Below are 22,269 nucleotides of genomic sequence, written 5' to 3' on the forward strand. Positions count from 1 at the left end.
AGTTCGGGTTCCGAAAGGTGGAACAAGGCAGGACCGGCGACCGCCGGTCGGCGCGCATCCTACTCCGCGCTGTGTAGGACTGTACAGAAAATGGCGTAGGACATTTCCTTAGAGTGTTTATTTTCACGGAGTTCGCCGGGGTGCTTGAGCAGGACCGGAGGCGTATACTGCGCGCCGGTTTTTCGAGGTGTTGGTCATGACTACAGAAGATCCACGGTTCGCCGGCGTTGCCCGCCTGTATGGCCGTGAAGGCATGCAGCGGTTGCAGGCGGCACACGTGGCGATCGTCGGTATCGGTGGCGTTGGTTCCTGGGCGGCGGAAGCGATTGCCCGCTGCGGGGTAGGGGAGATTTCCCTGTTCGACCTGGATGACGTCTGCGTCAGCAACACCAATCGGCAGTTGCATGCCCTGGACGGCAACGTCGGGCGGGCCAAGGTCGAAGTCATGGCCGAGCGCATCCGCGCCATCAACCCGGCCTGTACCGTGCATGCGGTCGCGGACTTCGTGACCCGCGAGACCATGGCCGAGTACATCGGCGAGCATCTGGACTGCGTGATCGACTGCATCGACAGCGTCAACGCCAAGGCGGCGCTGATCGCCTGGTGCAAGCGGCGCAAGGTGCAGATCATCTGCACCGGTGGCGCCGGCGGGCAGATTGACCCGACGCAGATCCGGGTGGGCGATCTGAACCGTACCCACAACGACCCACTGGCGGCCAACGTGCGCTCGACGCTGCGTCGCGACTACGGATTCTCCCGCAATGTCAGCCGCCACTACAGCGTGCCCTGCGTGTATTCCACCGAACAGCTGCGCTACCCGGCGGCAGATGGCAGCGTTTGCCTGCAGAAGAGCTTCGTCGGCGAAGGGGTCAAGCTGGACTGTGCCGGAGGCTTTGGCGCGGTGATGATGGTCACGGCGACCTTCGGCATGGTGGCGGCGACCAAGGCGGTGGAGAAGATCGTCGCGGGAGGGCGACGGCCGAGCGAGCGGGCCAAGGCCGTCTGAGGCCGGCAAGCCCTACGCTACCAGCTGCGCCATCCGCTTGAGCACTGCATTGAGGCCGTTGCTGCGCGACGGCGATAATTGCCGCCCGAGCCCCAGCTGATGGAACCAGTCGGCCAGGTCGAGCGTTTGCAGCTCCTGGGTGCTGGCGTCCTCGACTCGCACAAGAAGCAACGCCAGCAGCCCGCGGATGAGGCGGGCATCACTGGCCGCGCGAAATTGCCAGCGTTCGCCCTGCCGTTGCGCCACCAGCCATACCACGCTTTCGCAGCCCGACACACGGTTGGCCTCGCAGCGTTCGCTGTCGCTCAGCGGCGCCAGCTGCTCACCCCATTGCATCAGCAGGCGCGCGCGCTGTTCCCAGCCTTTCGCTGCGGCGAACACCGCCAGTGCCTGTTCGGCAGCGGGCGGCAGGCTCATCGCAGGATCTCCAGAGCCTTGTCCAGCGCCTGGAAGAATTGCTCCAGGTCTTGCGAATCGTTATAGAGCCCCAACGACACGCGGATCGCGCCGCCCAGGCCAAAGCGCTTGAGCAGCGGCATTGCGCAGTGATGGCCGGCGCGCACGGCGATCCCCTGTTCGGTCAGCAGCGAGGCAAGGTCTGCGTTGTGCACGCCCTCGACCACAAAGCTGGCCAGCGCCACCTGCGGCTCGCCCAGCAGCTTGATGCCTTCGCGGTCGTTGAGACCGCGCAGCAAATGGCCGTGCAGCGCTGCTTCATGGGCCTGCACGGCGTCGGCATCGAGGCCGGCCAGGTATTCGAGGGTGGCGCCCAGGCCGATCACGCTGCCGATTGCCGGGGTGCCGGCCTCCAAGCCCAAAGGTGCGCGATGGAAGGAAGCGGACTGATAGTCGGCCATCTGCACCATCTCACCGCCAAACTGCCAGGGCCGCAGCCGCGCCAGCGCCTCGGCCTTGCCATAGAGCACGCCGACGCCGTCGGGGCCGTACAGTTTGTGGCTGGAGAAGGTATAGAAGTCGCAGTCCATGGCGGCAACGTCATGGCGGCCGTGGACCACGCCCTGAGCGCCGTCGACCACGGTCAACGCGCCATAAGCCTGGGCCATAGGCAGCAGCTGATGCAGCGGTTGCCAGGCGCCGATCACGTTGGACAACTGGCTGATGGCGAGCAGCCGGGTGCGCGGGCCGATCAGCGAGCGCGCCGACTCGACGTCGATCAGGCCATGGCGGTCGAGTGGAAGCACCACCAGGTCGAGCTGCCTGCGCAGCGCCAGTTGCTGCCAGGGCAACAGGTTCGCGTGGTGTTCCAGGGCGCTGATGACGATGGCATCACCGGGCTCGAACAAGTGCTCGAGGCCGTAGGCCAGCAGGTTGATCGCGCTGGTGGTGCCGTGGGTAAAGACCACCTGCATCAGGCTGGGCGCATTGAGCCACTGCGCCACGCGTTCGCGGGTGGCTTCGAACGCCTGGGTGGCCAAGGCCCCGGGCAGATGCTGGGCCCGGTGTACATTGGCGGCACCGTGGCTGTAGTAGTGGTTCATGGCATCGAGCAGCGCCTGTGGCTTCTGCGCCGTGGCCGCGTGGTCGAGGTAGGTCTGGTGCTGTCGTTGCAGTGCGGCGATGGCCGGAAAATCGGCACGCCAGGGGGAGGGCTGGAACATGATCGTCTGGCTCACAGGGTGTCGAGCCCGGGCTGCGCCGGGCTCGACGGGCCATTAGTTATGAGCGTGCAGCGCTTCGTTCAGCTCGATGGCCGACTTGTGGGACTTGCACTCCACCGCACCACTTTGCGAGTTGCGACGGAACAGCAGGTCCGGCTGGCCGGCCAGCTCGCGAGCCTTGAGCACTTTGACCAGCTGGTTGTTCTCGTCCAGCAGCGTCACCTTGGTGCCGGCGGTGATGTACAGGCCAGCCTCGACGGTGTTGCGGTCGCCCAGCGGGATACCGATGCCGGCATTGGCGCCGATCAGGCAGCCTTCGCCGACCTTGATGATGATGTTGCCACCGCCCGACAGGGTGCCCATGGTCGAGCAGCCGCCGCCCAGGTCCGAGCCCTTGCCGACGAATACGCCTGCGCTGACGCGGCCTTCGATCATGCCCGGGCCTTCGGTGCCAGCGTTAAAGTTGACGAAACCTTCGTGCATGATGGTGGTGCCTTCACCGATGTAGGCACCCAGACGCACGCGAGCGCTGTCGGCGATGCGTACGCCGGTCGGCACTACGTAGTCGGTCATTTTCGGGAACTTGTCCACCGAGAATACTTCCAGCAGTTCGCCGCGCAGGCGCGCTTCAAGCTGCAGGCCAGGCAGTTCGGTCAGGTCGACCGCACCCTGGCTGGTCCAGGCCACATTGGGCAGCAGCGGGAAGATTCCGGCCAGGCTCAGGCCGTGCGGCTTGGCCAGGCGATGCGAGAGCAGGTGCAGCTTGAGGTAGGCCTCGGGGGTTGAGGTCAGCGCGGCGTCTTCGGCCAGCAATGTGGCCACCAGCGGCTTGTGGCTTTCAGCGAGGCGGGTCAGCAGGGCGCCTTGCGCGGCGTCGATGCCCTTGACGATTTCGGCCAGCTGCGAAGCCTGGGTATTGCTGAAGGTGATGGCCTGGTTGCCGCCGGTGTAGCCCAGCACTGGCGCGATGGCGGCGACCAGCTCGGCCGAGGGGTTGAGCAACGGCTGGGCGTAGAACACTTCCAGCCAGCTGCCTTGACGATTCTGGGTGCCGACGCCGAAGGCCAGGCTGAACAATGGGTTGGACATGGAGTTACCTCTTGAATAAAAAACGGGGCCCGGTTGCCAGTGCTTGTTGTTACTGGACAGTTACTGGACGGCCGCCGTGTACAGGTCTGGCTTGAAGCCAATCAGGGTTCTGTCGCCGAGATCGAGCACCGGGCGCTTGATCATCGACGGTTGCGCCAGCATCAACTCGACAGCCTTGGCCTGGTCGATATCGGCCTTCTGGGCGTCGTCGAGCTTGCGGAAGGTGGTGCCCGCGCGGTTGAGCAGTACTTGCCAGCCATGTTCGTCGCACCAGCGGTTCAGGTGCTCGCGGTCGATGCCAGCGGCCTTGTAATCGTGAAAGTCGTAGCTGACGGCGTGTTCGTCAAGCCAGCTGCGGGCCTTCTTCATGGTGTCGCAGGCTTTGATGCCATAAAGGGTGTAGGTCATGAATGTCTGAGGCGAGCCGGTTTCCCCGACGCTCCCTCGCTGCTCCTTCCTGTCGAATCGCCGAATTATGCGACATCGATTCTTTCAATGCCATGACTAGGTGGTGACAGGGCTGCCTAGCGGTGCAGCTGTTCAGGTTTGATCGCGAACGCCGCTGCGATGCGTGACAGGGTAGCCTTGCGCGGGGGCGACGCTCTCTTGCTGAGCGTAGGCCGATTGACTGATTCCCAGCCGCCCTGCGACCTCGGCCTGGGTCAGGCGCGAGTACTCGCGCCATTGGCGTATGGGCGTGGCTTTTTGGTGGCGTGAGGTTGGAGACCTTATCAGCAAATAAGTCATTGTTGCGCATGCGGCTTTTCGGCGCACCGCTCGATCTGCAACCTAAGCGCTTGGCAAGGCTCTAAACCGGGCCATATTGCCAGCCGATCCAAGGATTCGCCGTCTCATGCAAAGCGCCTACACCGTTCTCATCCTGCTGATGCTGGTCAGCGTCTCGCGTCTGGTCGCGCGTTTGCTGCCGTTGCCCCTGCCGCTGGTGCAGATTGCCGCCGGGGCCATTCTGGCGGTGCCGACCCTGGGCTTGCACGTAGCCCTCGACCCTGAATTGTTTCTCTTTCTGTTCTTGCCGCCGTTGCTGTTCTCCGACGGCTGGCGCATGCCCAAGCGTGACCTCTGGCGTCTGCGCAGCTCGATCCTGACCCTGGCGGTGGGCCTGGTGCTGTTCACGGTGATCGGCGCCGGTTATTTCATCCATTGGCTGTTGCCGAGCATCCCGCTGCCGGTGGCTTTCGCCCTGGCCGCAGTGCTTTCGCCGACCGATGCCGTGGCAGTGTCGGCGATCGCCCAGGACCGCCTGCCGACCAACCTGATGCGTCTGCTGCAGGGCGAGGCGCTGATGAACGACGCCTCGGGCCTGGTGACCTTCAAGTTCGCTATCGCGGCAGCGATGACGGGTTATTTTTCCCTTGCCGAGGCCAGCGTCACCTTCCTTCTGGTGGCGCTGGGCGGTTTGGCGGTCGGCGTGGCGCTGAGCTGGGTGGTGGGCAAGGGGCGAGCCTGGATGATCGCGCGTGGCTGGGATGATCCGGCCACCCATGTGGTGCTGATGTTGCTGTTGCCGTTCGCCGCCTATGTACTGGCCGAGCGCCTTGAGCTGTCGGGCATCCTCTCGGCCGTGGCCGCTGGCATGATGCAAAGCTGGCTGGACCTGCTGCCGCGCCAGACCAGCACGCGGTTGCTCAACCGCAGCGTCTGGGCCCTGCTGGAGTTCGTGTTCAACGGCTTGATCTTTCTCATGCTGGGGCTGCAGTTGCCCGACATCCTCAAAGCCGTGGCCAGCCACGAACCCTCGCTGTGGCCGACGCTGCTGTGGCGCTGCCTGGATGTGCTGGCAATCTTCGCAGTGCTGGTGCTGCTGCGCTACGTGTGGGTGCAGAGCACCTGGCGCATGATTGGTCGGCTGCGCCGCTGGCGTGGCGCAGGTCAGCTGAGCGAGTTGCCGACGGCGCGCTCCTGCTGGCTGCTGACCTTGGGCGGTGTGCGCGGGGCGGTAACCCTGGCGGGCACGCTTTCAGTCCCATTGTTGATGGCCCCTGGGCAAGACTTCCCCGAACGCGACCTGCTGATCTTCATCGCGGCGGGGGTGATCCTGTTGTCGCTGGTGACGGCCTGCATCGGCCTGCCATTACTGTTGCGCGGCCTGGTGCGCGGCCCGGACGATGCGCAGCAGCGTGCCGTGCGCGAGGCGCGCAGGGCCACCGCCGAAGCCGCGATCCGCGAGCTGGAGACGGACGATCCAGCGGATGCGGCCACCGGCGATGAAGCCGCCCAAGCCGCTCAGGCGGCGTTGGCCACTGAAGCCAAGGCGCGGGTCATGTCCGAGTATCGGCACCATCTGGACATCTTCAACGATTCGGAAGAGGCCCAGGCGCTGGCCAGGCAGATGGATCAGCTGGAGCGCCGCCTGCGGCTGCGCGCTTTGCGCGCGCAACGCCGCGAGCTGTACAGCCTGCAGCGTAGTCGGCGGGTGGGGGATGATGTGGTGCGCGAGGTGCTGGCCGAATTGGACCTGAGTGAGGCGCAGTTGGGCAGAGGGGTCTGACGGCAAAGTTCGAGGGGCTGTGCCCCCTCCCGGATTAGCCCCGCCACAGGGGGCCCGCGTTGAGGTGGGAGGGGGCGAAGCCGCCGAAAGGCCGGTTTGATCCCGAGAGGATCAGCGCTGCTGTACGAACTCGCGAATCCGCCCAGCCGCCTCGATGCATTCGGCCAGAGGGGCCACCAGCGCCAGGCGCACGCGCTGAGCGCCGGGGTTGAAGCCGTCGACTTCACGGGACAGGTACGAGCCGGGCACCACGGTCACATGCTGGCTGGCAAACAGCTCGCGAGTGAACTGCGCATCGTCCATCGGCACCTTCGGCCACAGGTAGAAGCTGCCGTCCGGCCGTTGCACGTCCAGCACCGGCGCGAGGATGTCGAGCACGGCGTCGAACTTGGCGCGGTACAGGTCGCGGTTGGTGCGCACGTGGGCTTCGTCGTTCCAGGCGGCAATGCTCGCCAGCTGGGTCTGCACGGGCATCGCGCAGCCATGGTAGGTGCGGTACAGCAGGAAGGCCTTGAGAATCTCGGCGTCGCCGGCAACAAAGCCCGAACGCAGGCCTGGCAGGTTGGAGCGCTTGGACAGGCTGTGAAACACCACGCAGCGCTTGAAGTCGCTGCGGCCCAGTTGCGCACAGGCAGTCAACAGGCCTGGTGGTGGCGCCTCTTCATCGAAGTACAGCTCGCTGTAACATTCGTCGGCGGCGATCACGAAGTCGTGTTCGTCGGCCAGGGCGATCAGTTTTTTCAGGGTCGCCAGCGGCACCAGTGCGCCGGTCGGGTTGCCGGGCGAGCACAGGAAGAGGATCTGGCAGCGCTGCCAGGTTTCGGCGGATACCGCATCGAAATCCGGATTGAAGCCGTTTTCAGCCAGGCAGGGCAGGTAGTGTGGCTGGGCGCCGGCGAGCAAGGCCGCCCCTTCGTAGATCTGGTAGAACGGGTTGGGGCTGACGACCAGGCCGTCGACGTCGCGCTGCACCACCGTTTGGGTGAAGGCGAAGAGCGCCTCGCGGGTGCCGGTCACTGGTAGCACGTGGCGCGCAGCGTCGAGCCAGCCGGCCGGCACGTCGAAGCGCCGCTCGCACCACTGGGCGATGGCCTCGCGCAGCGCAGGCAGCCCCAGCGTGGTGGGGTAGACCGCCATCTTGTCGAGATTGTCGGCCATGGCCTGGGCGACGAACGCCGGCGAGGTGTGCTTGGGTTCGCCGATCGACAGCGATATCGCGCGCTTGTCGGCCGGCGGCACGGCGCCGGCCAGCAGGGCGCGCAGCTTTTCGAACGGGTAGGGTTGCAGCAGATTCAGGGCGTTGTTCATTTCAAATGCTCAAGCGGGACAGTTCGACGCCGGGCGCCTGGCTGACGCTCAACTGTTCGACGATGGTGTTCTGCAGTCGCCCGCACAGGTGCGGGTCGGACAGCGGCTGGTTGTGCGCGTCGGTGATGAAGAACACGTCTTCGACGCGCTCGCCGAGGGTGGCGATCTTGGCGTTCTGCAGCGACAGGTCAAATTCCAGGAAGATCTTGCCGATGCGCGCCAGCAGGCCGGGACGGTCCGGGGCATTGAGCTCGAGAATGGTAACCGGGCGCTGGGTGTCGTTCTGGATGGTCACCTGCGGCGCAAAGGCGAAATGCTTGAGCTGGCGCGGGACCCGGCGCTGGATGATGGTCGGGTAGTCGTCCGGGTTGCGCAGTGCCTCGGCCAGGCCTTCGCGGATCTGCTTGATGCGCTGAGGGTTGTCGCCGATCGAGCCGCCGTCGTTGTCGAGCACTATATAGGTGTCGAGGGTGAACTGGCTGCTCGAGGTGATGATGCGCGCGTCATGGATGTTCAGGTTCAGCTGGTCCATGGCGGCCACGGTCACGGCGAAGAAGTCGTGCTGGTCCGGTGCATAGATGAAGATCTGCGTGCCGCCCTCGAACTCGCGCTGGGTGGTCTCCTTGATCAGTACCAGCGGGCCGCCGTCTACCGGTTGCTGCAGGATCGCGTCGCTGTGCCAGGCCACATCGGCGGCGTTGTGGCGCAGGAAATAGTCGTCACCCAGTTGCGACCACAGCTGCTCGACGTCGTCGGGGTCGGTGCCGCCGCGCACCAGGATATCCAGCGCGGCGCTTTGCGTGCGGCGGATCTGCTCCTCGCGCTCGAGCGGGTTCTCCAGGCCGCGGCGCAGTGCGCGCTTGGTCTCGGTGTAGAGCTGGCGCAGCAGGCTGGCCCGCCAGGAATTCCACAGCGTCGGGTTGGTGGCGTTGATGTCGGCCACGGTCAGCACATAGAGGTAGTCCAGGTGTACTTCGTCGCCAACCTGGCCGGCAAAGTCATGGATCACCTGGGGGTCGGATAGATCCTTGCGCTGTGCAGTAGTGGACATCACCAGGTGGTTCTGCACCAGCCAGACGATCAGCCGGCTGTCCCATGCTGGCAGCTGATGGCGCGCCGCGAAGGCTTCGGCATCCAGCGCGCCGAGTTCGGAGTGGTCACCGTTACGGCCCTTGCCGATGTCATGGTACAGCCCGGCCAGGTAGATCAGCTCGGGCTTGGGCAGGCGTCCCATGACCTTGCTGGCCAGGGGGAATTTCTCCGACACCTGGGTCTGGCTGTACTGCAGCTTGCGCAGATGCTTGATCAGGTTGAGCGTGTGCGCATCGACGGTATAGATGTGGAACAGGTCGTGCTGCATCTGCCCGACGATGTGGCCGAACTCGGGCAGGTAGCGGCCGAGGATGCCATAGCGGTTCATGCGACGCAGGTTGCGATGGATCCCGACTTCACATTTGAACAGCTCGATGAACAGGCTGGTGTTGCGGATATCGTTGCGAAATTCGTCGTCGATCAGGTGTCGGTGTTCGCGCAGCAGGCGGATGGTGTCGGCGCGCACGCCCTTGATGTCGGGGTTCTGGGCCATCAGCACGAAGATTTCCAGCATGGCGAACGGTGTACGCTTGAACACGTTGGCGTGGGTTGCCTCGATGTAGCCGTCATGAAGCTGGAAGCGCGAGTTGATCGGCTGGGTGCTGCTGCCGTCGTCGTCGGCGAGAATGACTTCCTCGAAATGCTGAATGATCAGATCGCTCAGTTCGGCAATGCTCATTACCACGCGGTAGTACTTCTGCATGAAGCGCTCGATGGCCAGCTTCGCGTCGCTGTCCTTGTAGCCCAGCAACCCGGCGATGCTGCGCTGGTAATCGAACAGCAGGCGGTCTTCGCTGCGCCCGGCGAGCATGTGCAAGGCGTAGCGTACCTTCCAGAGAAATTCCTGGGAGGAGGCCAGCAGGCTGTTCTCGCTCTCCAACAGGAAACCCTGGCCAGCCAGTGCGTGCAGGTTGAGGGTGCCGAACTGGCGCCGGGCGACCCAGAGGATGGTCTGGATGTCGCGCAGCCCGCCGGGCGAGCCCTTGACGTTGGGCTCCAGGTTGTATTCGGTGTCGTTGTACTTGTGATGCCGGGTCTTCTGCTCGGCACGTTTGGCCAGGAAGAATTCCTTGCTTGGCCACATGTGCGCAGGGCTGGTCACCTCGATCATGCTCCGGCGCAGGCGCTCGGGGCCGGCGATGGTGCGGCTCTCCATGAGGTTGGTGATGACGGTCAGGTCGGCCCGCGCCTCGGATGCGCACTCGGCGACCGAGCGCACGCTCTGCCCAACCTCCAGGCCGATGTCCCAGAGCAGCGTGAGGAAACGCTCGATGGAATCGCGGAAGACCTCGTGGTCGTCATGCTCCAGCAGAATCAGCAGGTCGATGTCGGAGTAGGGGTGCAGCTCGCCGCGACCGTAGCCGCCCACGGCCACCAGGGCGATGTCGGCCTCGTCGCTCCAGTCGAACTGCGCCCAGGCCTGCTGCAGGATGTTGTCGACGAACCAGGCACGGTCCTCGATCAGCCGGCGAATGTTGCGCCCGGCGCGAAACCGCCCGTCGAGCACTTCATGGGCCTGGCGGATGGCTTTCTTGAAGGCGCCGATAGGGCTGGCCTTGAGGGCGAGCTCGGCCTGGAACTGGCCGCGGTCGAACAGCTCCGGATCCACTTGTGGCATTACTACCTTCCTCGATTCGAACGGTGTCGCGGGCGGTGCATCAGTTGCTGCGAGGAATGGTGTCATCCGAGCGCAAGGTGAAGATCTCGTAGCCGTTGGCCGTCACCAGAATGGTGTGTTCCCACTGCGCGGAGAGCTTGCGGTCCTTGGTGATGGCGGTCCAGCCGTCGCCCAGCACCTTCGTGTCGGCCTTGCCCTGGTTGATCATCGGCTCGATGGTGAAGGTCATGCCCTCGACCAGTTCCATGCCCGTGCCGGCGCGCCCGTAATGCAGGACCTGCGGCTCTTCGTGGAACACCTTGCCGATGCCATGGCCGCAGAATTCACGCACCACCGAGAAGCCGTTCTTCTCCGCGTGCTTCTGGATCACTTCGCCGATGTCACCCAGGCGGCAGCCTGGCTTGACCAGTTCAATGGCCTTGTACAGGCATTCCTGGGTGACCTGGGACAGGCGCTCGGCCCATACCGGCACGCTGCCGACGTGGAACATGCGGCTGGTGTCGCCGTGGTAGCCATCCTTGATCACGGTGACATCGATGTTCAGCGTGTCACCGTCCTTGAGGGGCTTGTCGCCGGGGATCCCGTGGCATACGACGTGATTGATCGAGGTGCAGATCGACTTGGGGAAACCCTTGTAATTCAAAGGTGCGGGAATGGCCCGCTGCTCGTTGACGATGTAGTCGTGGCACAGCCGGTCAAGCTCTTCGGTGGTCACACCGGGCTTGACGTAGGAAGCGATCATTTCCAGGACATCGGCAGCCAACTGGCCGGCGATGCGCATTTTCTCGATGTCCTCGGGGGTCTTGATGGTGACGGTCATACAGGCTCTCTCGGCGCCACAGGCGCGGGTGAAGATGCAAAGAGGCTGATTCTACCAGAGCTCCGGCTGGGCATGGCGGACAGCTTTATATAGAGTAGCAAGCCACCGCAATGGGGCCCGCCACCTTGTGATTCAAGGGGTAACATGACCGGCGACACTCCGTCGGGCAGAAAACCCTTGGCGATCAACAGCATTACGGGTTTATCTGGTCAAGAATCTGTGTTATAAAATGCGCCGCTTTGCGAGGCACGCCCATGGCAGGCCCCGAAGCACAAACCCCACACACGTGTCGACACGATGACCTGGGTGCCTGAGGCGAATGCCGCTGGTTGGTCATTGGGATACGTGGAGGCCTAACCCGACTTATCAAGGAACTATCATGTCCCAAGTCAATATGCGCGATATGCTGAAGGCCGGTGTGCACTTCGGCCACCAGACCCGTTACTGGAACCCGAAAATGGGCAAGTACATTTTCGGCGCGCGCAACAAGATTCACATCATCAACCTCGAAAAAACCCTGCCTATGTTCAACGAAGCTCTGACTTTCGTTGAGCGTCTGGCCCAGGGCAAGAACAAGATCCTGTTCGTCGGCACCAAGCGTTCGGCTGGCAAGATCGTTGCTGAAGAAGCAGCACGTTGCGGTTCGCCGTACGTTGACCACCGCTGGTTGGGCGGCATGCTGACCAACTTCAAGACCATCCGTGCTTCGATCAAGCGTCTGCGCGACCTGGAAACCCAGGCCGAAGATGGCACCTTCGCCAAGCTGACCAAGAAAGAAGCCCTGATGCGCACCCGCGACCTGGAAAAACTGGATCGCAGCCTGGGTGGTATCAAGGACATGGGCGGCCTGCCTGACGCACTGTTCGTCATCGACGTCGATCACGAGCGCATCGCGATCACCGAAGCCAACAAGCTGGGCATCCCGGTCATCGGCGTTGTCGATACCAACAGCAGCCCGGAAGGCGTTGACTACATCATCCCAGGCAACGATGACGCCATCCGCGCCATCCAGCTGTACATGGGTTCGATGGCCGACGCCGTCATCCGTGGCCGCAACCACGTCGCTGGCGGTACTGAAGAATTCGTTCAGGACGCACCGGCTGCAGCGGTAGAAGGCTGAGTCTTAGACGCCAGGCGTTTACTCAGTACGCAAAAAGGGGGCTAGGCCCCCTTTTTGCCACCTCAAGAATCAGTCCAAGAGGATTTTGAAATGGCAGAAATTACTGCAGCGTTGGTCAAAGAACTGCGCGAGCGCACCGGCGAAGGCATGATGGATTGCAAGAAGGCCTTGACCAAGGCTGGCGGCGACATCGAAAAAGCCATTGATGACATGCGTGCTTCGGGCGCCATCAAGGCCGCCAAGAAGGCTGGCAACATTGCCGCTGAAGGTGCTATCGCGGTCAAGGTTGCAGCTGACCACAAGTCCGCTGTCATCCTCGAAGTCAACTCGCAGACCGACTTCCTGGCTCTGCAGGAAGACTTCAAGAATTTCGTCGCTGCCAGCGTTGAAAAGGCTTTCGCCGACAAGCTGACCGACGCCGCTCCGCTGATCGCTGCTCAAGAGCCTGCTCGTGAAACCCTGGTCGCCAAGGTCGGCGAGAACGTCAACATTCGCCGCCTGGTGCGTGTGGAAGGCGACGTGGTCGATGCTTACCTGCACGGCAACAAGATCGGCGTCGTGGTTGCCCTCAAGGGCGGCAACGCTGAACTGGCCAAGGACATCGCCATGCACGTGGCTGCCAGCAACCCTGAGTTCCTGCTGCCGTCGGAAGTCTCGGCCGAAGCGATCGAGCGCGAGAAGGGCGTTTTCCTGTCCCTGAACGAAGACAAGATCAAGGGCAAGCCTGCCGACATCGTCGAAAAGATGGTCGCCGGTCGCATCAGCAAGTTCCTCGCTGAAGCCAGCCTGGTCGAGCAGGCGTTCGTCAAGAACCCTGAGATCAAGGTCGGTGAACTGGCCAAGAAAGGCGGCGCTGAAATCGTCTCCTTCACCTACTTCAAAGTAGGTGACGGCATCGAGAAGCCGGTCGACAACTTCGCCGACGAAGTGGCTGCGCAGGTTGCGGCTGCCAGCAAGCAATAAGACAGCCTCACGTCTGTCGCCCCAAAAAAGAGGCTGCCCGCTCACGCGCGCGGCCTTTTTTTACAAAGTCTGTTTGGAACACTTTCGACAGTTTTTGTAACGGGGCATTGCAAGTGCGGGGCTGAAACCATCAGCCTGCTTGCAGAGCAAGGCGAGCAACGTGGATGGCGTGTACACTGCCGATCCACTGTGGGATGTGTTTTACCGGTTTGTAGTAATTTCGATCGAGGAAGGCGAACAATGATCAACGAAATCAAGAAAGACGCCCAGGCGCGTATGCAGAAGAGTCTGGAGTCGCTGGCTCACGCTTTCAGCCGCATCCGCACTGGCCAGGCGCACCCCAGCATTCTCAGTGGCGTGATGGTGCCTTACTACGGCGCCGACACCCCGATCAATCAGGTGGCCAACGTCACCGTCAAGGACGCCCGCACCTTGCAGGTGGTGGCATTCGAACGCAACATGCTCGGCGCCGTGGACAAGGCCATTCAGAGCTCCGGTCTGGGCTTCAACCCGACCAACCTGGGCGAGCTGCTGCTGATCTCCATGCCGGCGCTGACCGAAGAAACCCGCAAGGGCTTCACCAAGCAGGCGCGGGACGCAGCAGAAGACGGTCGTGTGGCCGTGCGCAACATTCGTCGCGATGCCTTGAGCCAGCTCAAGGATCTGGTCAAGGAAAAGGAAATCAGCGAAGACGAAGAGCGTCGTGCCGCTGACGAAGTCCAGAAGCTGACCGACAAGTTCGTTGCCGAAATCGAAGTGGCAGTGAAACAGAAAGAAGCTGACCTCATGGCCGTATAAGGACCAGCACTTTTTCATGGACAAGACCAAGCTGGCAGTGCCTGCCGCCGTGCCGCGCCACGTCGCGATCATCATGGACGGCAATAATCGTTGGGCCAAGAAACGCCTGTTGCCTGGTGTCGCCGGGCACAAGGCTGGCGTCGACGCTGTGCGCGCGGTGATTGAAGTCTGTGCCGAAGCCAAGGTCGAGGTGCTGACGCTGTTCGCCTTCTCCAGTGAGAACTGGCAGCGCCCGGCCGAAGAGGTCGGGGCGTTGATGGAACTGTTCTTCTCGGCGCTGCGCCGCGAGGCCCGGCGCCTCAACGACAACCAGATCAGCCTGCGCATCATCGGCGACCGCTCGCGGTTCCACCCCGAGCTGCAGTCCGCCATGCGCGAGGCCGAGGCCTTGACCGCCGGCCCCGGGCGCTTCGTGCTGCAGATCGCCGCGAACTATGGCGGTCAGTGGGATATCGCGCAGGCCGCCCAGCGCCTGGCGCGCGAAGTCCAGGCTGGCCATCTGCAGCCCGAGGACATTACCCCGCAGCTGTTGCAGACGTGCCTGGCCACCGGCGACCTGCCGCTGCCCGACCTGTGCATCCGCACCGGTGGGGAGCACCGCATCAGCAACTTCCTGCTGTGGCAGCTGGCCTATGCCGAGCTGTATTTCTCCGACCTGTTCTGGCCGGACTTCAAACACGAGGCCATGCGCAATGCCCTGGCCGATTTCGCCTCGCGTCAGCGTCGCTTCGGTAAAACGAGCGAACAAGTCGAGTCTGGAGCCCGCGCTTAATGCTCAAGCAACGCATCATCACCGCCCTGATCCTGCTGCCCATCGCCATTTGTGGCTTCTTCCTGCTGAGCGGTGCCGGTTTCGCTCTGTTCATCGGCCTGGTGGTGACCCTGGGTGCCTGGGAGTGGGCGCGCCTGGCCGGGCTCGACGGTCAGGTCTCGCGTATCGTCTTCGCGCTGGCCGTGGCCCTGGCGCTGACCTGGCTGTACCACTCGCCAGGTCTGGCGCCATGGCTGCTCGCCGTGGCCGTGCTGTGGTGGCTGGTGGCGACTTTCCTGGTACTGACCTACCCGCGTACTGTCGCGCTGTGGGGCGGCCTGGCCCGCCGGCTGGTGATCGGCCTGGTGATTCTGCTGCCGGCCTGGCAAGGCCTGGTGCTGATCAAGCAGTGGCCACTGGGCAACTGGCTGATCATGGCCGTGATGGTCCTGGTCTGGGGTGCCGACATCGGCGCCTACTTTTCCGGCAAGGCCTTCGGCAAGCGCAAGCTGGCGCCGCAGGTCAGCCCGGGCAAGAGCTGGGAAGGCTTCATTGGCGGCATGCTGTTGTGCCTGTTGATTGCGCTGATAGTCGGGCTGCAACGTCATTGGAGTGCGCGCGAGCTGGTGCTGGGGCTGATCGCCACGGCGCTGGTGGTAGCCATCTCGGTGGTCGGTGACCTGACCGAAAGCATGTTCAAGCGCCGCGCCGGGATCAAGGACAGCAGCAATCTGCTACCTGGCCACGGCGGCGTGCTTGACCGTATCGACAGCCTGACTGCGGCCATTCCGGTGTTCACCGTGTTGCTCTGGGCTGCAGGCTGGGGCGCGTTTTGAACGGCTCGGCCGGCGCCGTGCAGCGCATTACCGTACTCGGTGCCACCGGCTCCATCGGCCTGAGCACCCTGGATGTGGTAGCACGCCATCCCGATCGTTACCAGGTGTTTGCCCTGAGTGGGTTCTCGCGCCTGCAGGAGCTGCTCGCCCTGTGTCTGCGTCATCGTCCGCAGATGGCGGTGGTGCCGGATGACCAGGCCGCCCAATGGCTGGTCGCCGGGTTGCGCGCCGAAGGGCTGCACACCGAGGTGCTGGTGGGTGAGGCGGGGCTGTGCGAAGTGGCCGCGGCCCCCGAGGTGGATGCGGTGATGGCCGCCATCGTCGGCGCCGCGGGCTTGCGCCCGACCCTGGCGGCCGTGCAGGCGGGCAAGAAGGTGTTGCTGGCCAACAAGGAAGCGCTGGTGATGTCCGGCGCATTGTTCATGCAGGCGGTGCGCGCCAGCGGCGCCGTGCTGCTGCCGATCGACAGCGAGCACAACGCTATTTTCCAGTGCCTGCCGGGCGACTTCGCCCGCGGTCTGGCGCCGGTTGGCGTGCGGCGTATCCTGCTGACGGCCTCGGGTGGGCCGTTCCGCCAGACGCCGTTGGCGAGCTTGCAACATGTCACCCCTGAGCAGGCGTGCGCTCACCCCAACTGGTCAATGGGCCGCAAGATCTCGGTCGATTCGGCCAGCATGATGAATAAAGGCCTGGAGCTGATCGAGGCCTGCTGGCTGTTCGACGCCACCCCGGCCCAGGTCGAAGTGGTGGTGCATCCGCAAAGCGTGATTCATTCGCTGGTGGACTACGTCGACGGCTCGGTGCTCGCGCAACTGGGCAACCCCGACATGCGCACGCCTATCGCCCATGCACTGGCCTGGCCGCAGCGCATCGATTCGGGTGTGGCGCCGCTGGACCTGTTTGCCATCGCCCGGCTCGACTTCGAAGCACCCGACGAGCAGCGCTTCCCCTGTCTGCGCCTGGCGCGGCAGGCTGCGCAGGCGGGCCACAGCGCCCCGGCCATCCTCAATGCGGCGAATGAAGTGGCCGTGTCGGCTTTCCTGGCGGGGCGCATTCGCTATCCGCAGATCGCGGGTATGATCGAGGATGTGCTGAACCAGCAGCCGGTGTTGCCGCTGCAGGATCTGGAGGCTGTGTTCGCTGCCGACACTCAGGCTCGGCAGCTGGCCCAACATTGGTTGCAGCAGCACGGCAGCGACGCCACGCAAGGCAGACGATGAGTAACTTCACCGCGCCCGACAGCGGCAGGGCAGATTTTCGGAGAGAGCCATGAGCGCGCTTTACATGATTGTCGGCACCCTGGTGGCATTGGGCGTGCTGGTCACGTTTCACGAGTTCGGCCATTTCTGGGTCGCGCGGCGCTGTGGCGTCAAGGTCCTGCGCTTCTCCGTGGGCTTCGGCACCCCCTTGCTGCGCTGGAAGGATCGGCAGGGCACCGAGTACGTGGTCGCGGCCATTCCCTTGGGCGGCTACGTCAAGATGCTCGACGAGCGTGAAGGCGAAGTGCCCGCCGAGCTGCAGGATCAGTCTTTCAATCGCAAGACTGTGCGCCAGCGCATTGCAATCGTGGCCGCCGGACCGATTGCCAACTTCCTGCTGGCCCTGGTGTTCTTCTGGGTGTTGGCAATGCTGGGCAGCCAACAGGTGCGGCCGGTCGTCGGCGCGGTGGAGGCGGGCAGCATCGCCGCCCATGCCGGGCTGGTCAGTGGTGAGGAAATAGTTGCAGTCGATGGCGAGGCCACCCCGGGCTGGTCGGCGGTCAATCTGCAGCTGGTGCGTCGCCTGGGTGAGAGCGGTGTGCTGACCTTCAGCGTACGCGACGGCGCGTCGTCGGAGCCGGTGGCCAGGCGCCTGCAGCTCGATGACTGGCTCAAGGGTTCCGAAGAGCCTGATCCGATCCGCTCGCTGGGGATTCGCCCGTGGCGTCCGGCGCTTGCCCCGGTGCTGGCCGAAATCGATCCGAAAGGCCCGGCGCAGAGCGCTGGCCTCAAGGCCGGCGACCGTCTGTTGAGCCTTGACGGCCAGCCTCTGGACGACTGGCAGCAAGTGGTCGACCGGGTTCGTACACTCGCTGATACCCGAATTGTGCTGCATATCGAACGCGACGGTGCTCCAATTGACGTTCCGGTCAGCCTGGCCACGCGCGGGGAGGGCAAGGCAGCCACCGGTTATCTGGGGGCCGGGGTCAAGCCGGTCGACTGGCCAGCGGACATGCTTCGTGAAGTGCGTTACGGCCCGCTCGACGCTGTGGCCGAGGGCGCGCGGCGCACCTGGACCATGAGTGTGCTGACCCTTGATTCTCTGAAGAAAATGCTGTTCGGCGAGCTCTCGGTAAAAAACTTGAGTGGACCGATAACCATTGCTAAAGTGGCGGGCGCTTCGGCCCAGTCAGGCATCGGGGATTTCCTGAATTTCCTTGCCTATCTGAGCATTAGCCTGGGGGTTCTGAATTTGCTACCCATTCCTGTACTGGATGGGGGGCATTTGCTCTTCTATCTGATCGAGTGGGTGCGTGGTCGCCCAGTCTCTGATCGGGTGCAAGGTTGGGGGATCCAGATCGGTATCAGCTTGGTGGTTGGGGTCATGCTCCTCGCCCTGATAAACGATTTGGGTCGACTGTAAAGCTTCGCTCAATTGCGAACCTGCCGCATCTGCGGCAGTTTGTTTATTGCCAGTTGGAATAAGAAAGGACTTCATGAAACGTCTGTTGCTAACTGCGGTTCTTTCCGTATTGATGATCGCTGAAGTTCACGCCGAGTCCTTCACTGTCTCCGATATCCGTGTCAACGGCCTGCAGCGGGTATCCGCCGGCAGCGTCTTTGGTGCCCTGCCGCTGAACGTCGGCGAGCAAGTAGATGACAAGCGTCTGGTGGACTCCACCCGGGCGCTGTTCAAAACCGGTTTCTTTCAAGATATCCAACTGGGCCGCGACGGCAACGTCCTGGTCATCAATGTGGTGGAGCGTCCGTCCGTCTCGGCTATCGAGATCGACGGCAACAAGGCGATCACTACAGAAGACCTGCTCAAGGGCCTGAAAAGTTCCGGGCTGGCCGAAGGCGAGATTTTCCAGCGTGCCACCCTCGAAGGCGTGCGTAACGAATTGCAACGCCAGTACGTAGCTCAAGGCCGCTACTCTGCCGAGGTCGACACCGAGGTGGTGCCGCAGCCGCGCAACCGCGTACTGCTGAAAATCAAGATCAACGAGGGCGAAGTCGCCGCGATCAAGCACATCAACGTGGTGGGCAACACGGTGTTCTCCGAAGAGGACCTCACCGACCAGTTCGAGCTCAAGACCACCAACTGGCTGTCGTTCTTCAAGAACGACGACAAATACGCCCGTGAAAAGCTCTCCGGTGACCTGGAACGTCTGCGCTCCTACTATCTGGACCGCGGCTACATCAACATGGACATCGCCTCCACCCAGGTGTCGATCACTCCGGACAAGAAAAGCGTCTACATCACCGTCAATATCAACGAAGGGCAGAAGTACTCCGTTCGTGACGTCAAGCTCAGCGGTGACCTCAAGGTGCCGGAAGACCAGGTCCGTGCCCTGTTGCTGGTCAAGCCAGGCCAGGTGTTCTCGCGCAAGGTCATGACCACCACCTCCGAGCTGATCACCCGGCGCCTGGGTAACGATGGCTACACCTTTGCCAAGGTCGACGGCGTGCCGGTACCGCACGACGATGACCATACCGTCGACATCACCTTCATGGTCGATCCGGGCAAACGCGCCTATGTGGACCGCATCAACTATCGCGGCAACACCAAGACCGACGACCAGGTACTGCGCCGTGAAATGCGCCAGATGGAAGGCGGCTGGGCTTCGACCTACCTGATCGACCAGTCCAAGACTCGCCTCGAGCGCCTGGGCTTCTTCAAGGAAGTCAACGTCGAGACCCCGGCCGTGCCAGGCGTGGACGACCAGGTCGACGTCAACTACACCGTGGAAGAGCAGGCTTCCGGTTCGATCACCGCCAGCGTCGGTTTCGCCCAGAGCGCCGGTCTGATCCTCGGTGGCTCGATTAGCCAGAACAACTTCCTGGGTACCGGCAACAAGGTATCGCTGGGTTTGACCCGCAGCGAATACCAGACGCGCTACAACGCCAGCTACGTGAACCCGTACTTTACCCCCGACGGCGTCAGCCTTGGCTACAACGCGTTCTACCGCAAGACCAACTACGATGACCTCGATGTCGACGTCGCAAGCTATGCAGTGGACAGTCTGGGTGCCGGCTTGACCTTCGGCTACCCGATCAGCGAGACCTCGCGTCTGAACTTCGGCCTGACCGTGCAGAACGACCAGATCAAGACCGGTACCTACACCGTCGACGAGATCTTCAAGTTCATCGACGACGAGGGCAAGAACTTCCTCAACTACAAGGCCTCGGTCGGCTGGTCGTCGTCCACCCTCAACAAGGGCACCTTGCCCACCCGTGGCGCCTCGCAGAGCCTGACCGGTGAAATCACCATTCCGGGCAGCGACCTGTCGTTCTACAAGATCGACTACCGCGGCCAGTTGTTCCAGCCGCTGACCGACAGCCTGACCATGCGTTTCCACAGCGAACTGGGTTATGGCGACGGCTACGGCTCGACCAATGGCCTGCCGTTCTACGAGAACTACTACGCCGGTGGCTTCAACTCCGTGCGCGGCTTCAAGGACAGCACCCTGGGCCCACGCAGCACGCCGAGCAGCGGCAAATACCCTGGTACTGTGGCTGACCCTGACCAGGACCCGCTGGCCTTCGGTGGTAACGTGCAGATCACCGGCGGCGCGGAAATCATGTTCCCGATGCCGTTCGTCAAGGACCAACGCTCGCTGCGCACCTCGATCTTCATGGACGTGGGTAACGTGTTCGACACCAACTGCTCGGACAGCACCACGACCACGGGCGAGAAGGTCAAATGTACCAACATCGACCTGAGCAACATGGCCGTTTCCACTGGTCTGGGCGTTACCTGGGTGACCGCACTGGGTCCGCTGAGCTTCAGCCTGGCAATGCCGATCAAGAAGCCTGACTACTCGGAAACCCAGATCTTCCAATTCTCGCTTGGCCAGACTTTCTAAGGCCTGACCCAAGCAACAGCAATGAATTCTGTAGGAGTGTAACGTGCGTAAGTTGACTCAAATGATGGTACTGGCCGCCACCCTCACCGCTGCACTGGGTGCCACGCCAGCCTTCGCCGATATGAAGATCGCGGTACTGAACTATCAGATGGCGCTGCTCGAGTCCGACGCGGCCAAGCAGTACGCCGTGGATGCCGAGAAAAAATTCGGTCCGCAACTGACCCAGCTCAAGGCCCTGGAAAGCAGCGCCAAGACCATCCAGGACCGCCTGAACGGCACCGAGAAGCTGTCGCAGAACGACCGTGACAGCCTCGAACTGCAATTCAAGCAGAAGGCGCGCGACTTCCAGGTCAACTCCAAGAACCTCAACGAAGCCAAGGCCAACGCCGACCGTGACATGCTCAAGGTGCTCAAGCCGCGCCTGGATGGCGCTGTCGAAGAAGTGATCAAGAAGGGTGGCTTTGACCTGGTGCTCGAGCGTGGCGCGGTAATCGATGTCAAACCTCAATACGACATCACCCGCCAGGTCATCGAGCGTATGAACCAGTCCAAGTGAGCATGACGGCTACCATGAAACTCGGCCAGCTGGCCGAGTTCCTCGGCGCCACCTTGCGTGGCGACGCGGAGAAGCAGATTACCGGGCTGGCCACTCTTCAGGAGGCCGGCCCTTCTCAGTTGAGCTTCCTGGCCAACCCCCAGTACCGCAAGTACCTGACCGATGCCAAGGCCGGCGCCGTGCTGCTCAAGCCGGCCGACGCCGACAGCTGGGCCGGTGACGCCCTGGTGGTGCCGGATCCCTACCTGGCCTATGCGCGCCTCTCACACCTCTTCGATCCCAAGCCGCGTGCGGCTGCCGGCGTGCATCCTTCGGCGGTGATCGCCGACGACGCTCGAGTCGACGCCAGCGCCAGTATCGGTCCCTTCGTGGTGGTCGAGAGCGGTGCGGTGATTGGTGCCGGTACCACCATCGGCGCCCACTGCTTCATCGGCGCCCGCTGCGTGATCGGCGACGGCGGCTGGTTGGCGCCGCGGGTCACCCTGTACCACGACGTGCGCATCGGCCAGCGAGTGGTGGTGCAGTCGGGCGCGGTGCTGGGTGGCGAGGGTTTCGGCTTTGCCAATGAAAAAGGCGTGTGGCAAAAGATCGCCCAGATCGGTGGCGTCAGCATTGGCGACGATGTCGAGATCGGCGTGAACACTGCCATCGACCGCGGCGCGCTGGCCGACACGGTCATCGGCAACGGGGTCAAGCTCGACAACCAGATCCAGATCGCCCACAACGTGCAGATCGGCGACCACACGGCCATGGCTGCCTGTGTCGGTATCTCCGGCAGCGCCAAGATCGGCCGACACTGCACCCTGGCGGGCGGCGTCGGCCTGGTCGGGCACATCGAGATCTGCGACAACGTATTCATCAGCGGCATGACCATGGTCACCCGCTCGATTACCGAGCCGGGCGCCTATTCCTCCGGCACGGCCATGCAACCCATTGCCGACTGGCGCAAGAGCGCGGCGCGCATTCGCCAGCTCGACGACATGTACCGCCGCCTGCAGCAGGTGGAAAAACGGGTCGATTCGGTGACCCCGGGCGGTAAAGCATCATCTGATGGCTAGGGCCCTTGGCGAAGGGCCATCGAACAAGTGCACACAGCGGCTAAACTGCCACCTTTGATGC

At 63.1% G+C, this 22,269-nt stretch carries 19 protein-coding genes and 1 pseudogene; 12 read left to right on the forward strand and 8 right to left on the reverse strand.

What is annotated here, in order from left to right:
* Positions 1 to 196: 196 nt before the first annotated feature.
* On the forward strand, positions 197 to 1,006 hold the full coding sequence (gene tcdA, locus SFA35_RS06600) for a tRNA cyclic N6-threonylcarbamoyladenosine(37) synthase TcdA (protein WP_320576441.1): 810 nt from the start codon (positions 197 to 199) through the stop codon (positions 1,004 to 1,006).
* Positions 1,007 to 1,018: 12 nt separating this feature from the next.
* On the opposite strand, the gene SFA35_RS06605 is transcribed toward tcdA, so the two are convergent.
* The 5 genes and pseudogenes from SFA35_RS06605 to SFA35_RS06625 all read right to left on the reverse strand — a co-directional run.
* The gene (locus tag SFA35_RS06605) at positions 1,019 to 1,423 is read right to left on the reverse strand and encodes a SufE family protein (RefSeq protein WP_320576443.1); all 405 of its coding nucleotides are present in this window, start codon (positions 1,421 to 1,423) and stop codon (positions 1,019 to 1,021) included.
* Positions 1,420 to 2,625, reverse strand: coding sequence for a cysteine desulfurase (locus SFA35_RS06610; RefSeq protein WP_320576445.1), 1,206 nt, complete (start codon positions 2,623 to 2,625; stop codon positions 1,420 to 1,422). The genes SFA35_RS06605 and SFA35_RS06610 overlap by 4 nt, the downstream gene beginning before the upstream one ends.
* Before the next feature lie 54 nt (positions 2,626 to 2,679).
* Positions 2,680 to 3,714 (reverse strand): 2,3,4,5-tetrahydropyridine-2,6-dicarboxylate N-succinyltransferase, encoded by a 1,035-nt coding sequence (dapD, locus tag SFA35_RS06615; protein WP_320576447.1) that lies wholly within the window; start codon positions 3,712 to 3,714, stop codon positions 2,680 to 2,682.
* A 60-nt stretch (positions 3,715 to 3,774) separates the two neighbouring features.
* On the reverse strand, positions 3,775 to 4,122 hold the full coding sequence (locus SFA35_RS06620; RefSeq protein ID WP_320576450.1) for an ArsC family reductase: 348 nt from the start codon (positions 4,120 to 4,122) through the stop codon (positions 3,775 to 3,777).
* A gap of 116 nt (positions 4,123 to 4,238) precedes the next feature.
* Positions 4,239 to 4,416, reverse strand: a pseudogene (locus SFA35_RS06625) (helix-turn-helix domain-containing protein); the annotation flags it as partial.
* 151 nt (positions 4,417 to 4,567) lie between these two features.
* Here SFA35_RS06625 and SFA35_RS06630 point away from each other — a divergent pair.
* Positions 4,568 to 6,223 (forward strand): Na+/H+ antiporter, encoded by a 1,656-nt coding sequence (locus tag SFA35_RS06630; RefSeq protein WP_320576452.1) that lies wholly within the window; start codon positions 4,568 to 4,570, stop codon positions 6,221 to 6,223.
* 111 nt (positions 6,224 to 6,334) lie between these two features.
* Here SFA35_RS06630 and dapC read toward each other — a convergent pair whose 3' ends face one another.
* The 3 genes from dapC to map are packed head-to-tail and all read right to left on the reverse strand — an operon-like array spanning position 6,335 to position 11,061.
* Complete coding sequence (gene dapC, locus SFA35_RS06635; protein WP_320576454.1) at positions 6,335 to 7,531, reverse strand: succinyldiaminopimelate transaminase; 1,197 nt, start codon at positions 7,529 to 7,531, stop codon at positions 6,335 to 6,337.
* 1 nt (position 7,532) lies between these two features.
* Complete coding sequence (locus tag SFA35_RS06640) at positions 7,533 to 10,241, reverse strand: [protein-PII] uridylyltransferase (protein ID WP_320576455.1); 2,709 nt, start codon at positions 10,239 to 10,241, stop codon at positions 7,533 to 7,535.
* Positions 10,242 to 10,281: 40 nt separating this feature from the next.
* Complete coding sequence (map, locus tag SFA35_RS06645; RefSeq protein ID WP_320576460.1) at positions 10,282 to 11,061, reverse strand: type I methionyl aminopeptidase; 780 nt, start codon at positions 11,059 to 11,061, stop codon at positions 10,282 to 10,284.
* A 379-nt stretch (positions 11,062 to 11,440) separates the two neighbouring features.
* Here map and rpsB point away from each other — a divergent pair, with 379 nt between their 5' ends.
* From rpsB to lpxD, 10 genes are all read left to right on the forward strand, one after another.
* Positions 11,441 to 12,181, forward strand: a complete 741-nt coding sequence (rpsB, locus tag SFA35_RS06650) for a 30S ribosomal protein S2 (protein WP_320576464.1) — start codon at positions 11,441 to 11,443, stop codon at positions 12,179 to 12,181.
* A gap of 90 nt (positions 12,182 to 12,271) precedes the next feature.
* Entirely contained in the window at positions 12,272 to 13,144 is an 873-nt protein-coding gene (gene tsf / locus SFA35_RS06655) for a translation elongation factor Ts (protein ID WP_320576466.1), read from the forward strand.
* 240 nt (positions 13,145 to 13,384) lie between these two features.
* A complete protein-coding gene (frr, locus tag SFA35_RS06660) occupies positions 13,385 to 13,942 on the forward strand; it encodes a ribosome recycling factor (protein WP_320576468.1) in 558 nt (185 codons plus the stop codon).
* Between the two features lie 16 nt (positions 13,943 to 13,958).
* Positions 13,959 to 14,714 carry a polyprenyl diphosphate synthase gene (gene uppS / locus SFA35_RS06665; protein WP_320576470.1) on the forward strand — a complete coding sequence of 252 codons (756 nt, stop codon included), beginning with the start codon at positions 13,959 to 13,961 and terminating at the stop codon, positions 14,712 to 14,714.
* The gene (locus SFA35_RS06670) at positions 14,714 to 15,529 is read left to right on the forward strand and encodes a phosphatidate cytidylyltransferase (protein WP_320576472.1); all 816 of its coding nucleotides are present in this window, start codon (positions 14,714 to 14,716) and stop codon (positions 15,527 to 15,529) included. The genes uppS and SFA35_RS06670 overlap by 1 nt, the downstream gene beginning before the upstream one ends.
* A gap of 17 nt (positions 15,530 to 15,546) precedes the next feature.
* On the forward strand, positions 15,547 to 16,749 hold the full coding sequence (gene ispC, locus SFA35_RS06675; protein ID WP_320578881.1) for a 1-deoxy-D-xylulose-5-phosphate reductoisomerase: 1,203 nt from the start codon (positions 15,547 to 15,549) through the stop codon (positions 16,747 to 16,749).
* A gap of 49 nt (positions 16,750 to 16,798) precedes the next feature.
* Positions 16,799 to 18,151: a sigma E protease regulator RseP gene (rseP, locus tag SFA35_RS06680; RefSeq protein WP_320576474.1), complete on the forward strand. Its 1,353-nt coding sequence runs from the start codon at positions 16,799 to 16,801 to the stop codon at positions 18,149 to 18,151.
* Positions 18,152 to 18,224: 73 nt separating this feature from the next.
* Positions 18,225 to 20,594: an outer membrane protein assembly factor BamA gene (gene bamA / locus SFA35_RS06685; RefSeq protein WP_320576476.1), complete on the forward strand. Its 2,370-nt coding sequence runs from the start codon at positions 18,225 to 18,227 to the stop codon at positions 20,592 to 20,594.
* A gap of 43 nt (positions 20,595 to 20,637) precedes the next feature.
* Entirely contained in the window at positions 20,638 to 21,150 is a 513-nt protein-coding gene (locus SFA35_RS06690) for an OmpH family outer membrane protein (protein WP_320576477.1), read from the forward strand.
* Between the two features lie 2 nt (positions 21,151 to 21,152).
* Complete coding sequence (lpxD, locus tag SFA35_RS06695) at positions 21,153 to 22,208, forward strand: UDP-3-O-(3-hydroxymyristoyl)glucosamine N-acyltransferase (RefSeq protein WP_320578883.1); 1,056 nt, start codon at positions 21,153 to 21,155, stop codon at positions 22,206 to 22,208.
* Positions 22,209 to 22,269 lie beyond the last annotated feature (61 nt).

The sequence above is a fragment of the Pseudomonas sp. HR96 genome, from assembly GCF_034059295.1.
Lineage (GTDB): Bacteria > Pseudomonadota > Gammaproteobacteria > Pseudomonadales > Pseudomonadaceae > Aquipseudomonas.

Coding starts and splice junctions, on each gene's coding strand:
- tcdA (WP_320576441.1), top strand. CDS start 197: ATGACTACAGAAGATCCACGGTTCGCCGGCGTTGCCCGCCTGTATGGC.
- SFA35_RS06605 (WP_320576443.1), bottom strand. CDS start 1,423: ATGAGCCTGCCGCCCGCTGCCGAACAGGCACTGGCGGTGTTCGCCGCA.
- SFA35_RS06610 (WP_320576445.1), bottom strand. CDS start 2,625: ATGTTCCAGCCCTCCCCCTGGCGTGCCGATTTTCCGGCCATCGCCGCA.
- dapD (WP_320576447.1), bottom strand. CDS start 3,714: ATGTCCAACCCATTGTTCAGCCTGGCCTTCGGCGTCGGCACCCAGAAT.
- SFA35_RS06620 (WP_320576450.1), bottom strand. CDS start 4,122: ATGACCTACACCCTTTATGGCATCAAAGCCTGCGACACCATGAAGAAG.
- SFA35_RS06630 (WP_320576452.1), top strand. CDS start 4,568: ATGCAAAGCGCCTACACCGTTCTCATCCTGCTGATGCTGGTCAGCGTC.
- dapC (WP_320576454.1), bottom strand. CDS start 7,531: ATGAACAACGCCCTGAATCTGCTGCAACCCTACCCGTTCGAAAAGCTG.
- SFA35_RS06640 (WP_320576455.1), bottom strand. CDS start 10,241: ATGCCACAAGTGGATCCGGAGCTGTTCGACCGCGGCCAGTTCCAGGCC.
- map (WP_320576460.1), bottom strand. CDS start 11,061: ATGACCGTCACCATCAAGACCCCCGAGGACATCGAGAAAATGCGCATC.
- rpsB (WP_320576464.1), top strand. CDS start 11,441: ATGTCCCAAGTCAATATGCGCGATATGCTGAAGGCCGGTGTGCACTTC.
- tsf (WP_320576466.1), top strand. CDS start 12,272: ATGGCAGAAATTACTGCAGCGTTGGTCAAAGAACTGCGCGAGCGCACC.
- frr (WP_320576468.1), top strand. CDS start 13,385: ATGATCAACGAAATCAAGAAAGACGCCCAGGCGCGTATGCAGAAGAGT.
- uppS (WP_320576470.1), top strand. CDS start 13,959: ATGGACAAGACCAAGCTGGCAGTGCCTGCCGCCGTGCCGCGCCACGTC.
- SFA35_RS06670 (WP_320576472.1), top strand. CDS start 14,714: ATGCTCAAGCAACGCATCATCACCGCCCTGATCCTGCTGCCCATCGCC.
- rseP (WP_320576474.1), top strand. CDS start 16,799: ATGAGCGCGCTTTACATGATTGTCGGCACCCTGGTGGCATTGGGCGTG.
- bamA (WP_320576476.1), top strand. CDS start 18,225: ATGAAACGTCTGTTGCTAACTGCGGTTCTTTCCGTATTGATGATCGCT.
- lpxD (WP_320578883.1), top strand. CDS start 21,153: ATGACGGCTACCATGAAACTCGGCCAGCTGGCCGAGTTCCTCGGCGCC.